At 62.2% G+C, this 2,166-nt stretch carries 1 protein-coding gene and 1 pseudogene; both read left to right on the forward strand.

The features are described from left to right. Positions 1–115 precede the first annotated feature (115 nt). Positions 116–1,023, forward strand: a pseudogene (locus G3480_RS26275) (tyrosine-type recombinase/integrase). Next, positions 1,020–2,129, forward strand: a complete 1,110-nt coding sequence (locus tag G3480_RS26285; RefSeq protein WP_164657152.1) for an IS91 family transposase — start codon at positions 1,020–1,022, stop codon at positions 2,127–2,129. The pseudogene G3480_RS26275 and the gene G3480_RS26285 overlap by 4 nt, the downstream one beginning before the upstream one ends. Positions 2,130–2,166: the final 37 nt, after the last annotated feature.

Here is a 2,166-nt window from a genome sequence, read left to right on the forward strand (position 1 = left end):
GTTGGACGAAGCCGCTGCGCGGAGAAAGTCCATGCGGCGGCGTGGCGCTTAGAATGTAACCTCATGCCCTCGGTTACGAGGGGCCGTTTGTTCAACATCATGAGGTTACACCACCATGTCCAGCTCCTGCGAAGCGCAGTTCAAGCGTCACTACGAGGCGCATCTCAAGCACCTTCGGCTCAAAGGTCTACAGCCCAAGACCATCGAAGCCTACGCACGCGCCGTGCGCCGCATCGGCGCCTATTTTGACGGCGACATCGAGGATCTGTCCGAGCAGCAGTTGCTCGACTACTTTTGCGATCTGCTCGAAACTCACTCCTGGAGTGCCGTCAAGCTCGACTTGTACGGGCTGAAGTTCTACTACGCCCACGTCCTGCGCAAGCCTTGGGTCAACGTCGACCTCGTCAAACCGCCCAAAGGGCAGCGCCTGCCGGATATCGTCACCGTCGAGGAGGCTCAGCGCCTGATTCAGGCGACCCAGACACTGAGCTATCGGGTCTTCTTCTTCACCCTCTACAGCTTGGGTCTACGCCTCGGCGAGGGGCTGCGCCTGACGGTGGCCGATATCGATGCGGCGCGTCGGCGCGTGCACATCCGTGATGCCAAGGGCAACAAGGATCGCTTGGTGCCACTGCCCGAGACAACGCTTGAGCTGCTGCGCCGCTTCTGGCAGGTGCATCGCAACCCCGTGCTGTTGTTTCCCAATCGCGCGGGCGGACTCAAGGCCGCGACCTCGGCGTCCACCCCACTGGATCGTGGCGGCGTGCAGATGACCCTGCGTAAGGTGGTCACCTCCTGTGGGCTTAAAAAAAGATTACCCCTCATAGCCTTAGGCACAGCTATGCCACACACCTGATCGAGGCCGGCGTCGATCTGCTGGAAGTCCAGAAGATCCTCGGCCATCACTCCATCCTCACCACCGCCCGCTACACCCACCTGACCGCTCAGACCAACGGCAACGCCGAGCAGGCGATCAACGCCTTGATGCGCGGCTTCTCCATCGACTGGAGGGGCGTGAAATGATCCTGCTGTCTTCGATCATCGCGACCTTCAAGGCGGAGTATCTGGCGCAGATGGGTGATTCGATCCTACCCAGCCAGCTCAAGGCCCTCGAGGCGCTGAAGACCTGCCGCACCTCGGCCAGTCCCATGATGCGCGCGCAGTGCAGCGCCTGCGATCACACCGAACGCGTCCCGCACTCCTGTGGTCATCGCGCCTGTCCGCACTGTCAGCACCATGAGAGCCAGCAATGGATCGAGCGTCAGCTTGCCAAACAGGTACCGGCGACCTACTTCCTGCTGACCTTCACCGTGCCCGAGGCACTGCGCGCACTGGTGTGGTCCAACCAGCAGGCGCTCTACGATCACCTCATCCGCGCGAGCTGGGAGACGGTGCGCACCTTCGCCCTCAACGATAACACCCTGCAGGGCGAGGCCGGGGCCATTGCGGTGCTCCATACGCATTCGCGTCGCCTCGATTTCCATCCCCATGTCCATCTCGTGGTGCCCGCCGCAGCCATCGATCCGGACAAGAAGCTGTGGCGCACCAAAAGCGCCAAGCGCGGCTATCTGTTCAATCACAAGGCGCTGGCCAAGGTCTTCCGCGCCAAGTTGCTGGAGGCCATCACCGCCGAGGGACTGAGCCTACCGCCCGGCCTACCGAGCACCTGGGTCGTCGACTGCAAGAACGTCGGGCGTGGCGAGAAAGCGCTGGTCTATTTGGGGCGCTATCTCTATCGCGGCGTCATCCAAGAGAAGGACATCGTTTCCTGTGAGAACGGACAGGTAACCTTCCGGTACCGCGATGCCAAGCGCAAGCGCTTGGAGTACCGCACCCTGCCGGGGGCACGTTTCCTCGCCCTGGTGCTCCAGCATGTCTTGCCCAAGGGCTTTCGCCGGACACGCAACTACGGCTTTCTGCATCCCAACAGCAAGCGCGCTATTGCCGTGTTGCAGTGGCTCTTCGGCCTCGATCCGAAGCGCCTGATCGCTCAGCTCAAACCCCGGCCCACGCTGAAATGCCCGTGCTGTGGGGCTGACATGGTGATCGTGCAAACTCGCTTGCCACCGCGCTCATTACAACCGCCCCAGACGCCAGCCCTTGAGGCAGCGGAGGCTGTGGCGATGTAACCGCTCCCGAAAGACCGACCCCGGGACTGCGGCGTCT

The sequence above is a fragment of the Thiorhodococcus mannitoliphagus genome (assembly GCF_010915725.1).
Classification (GTDB): Bacteria; Pseudomonadota; Gammaproteobacteria; order Chromatiales; family Chromatiaceae; genus Thiorhodococcus; species Thiorhodococcus mannitoliphagus.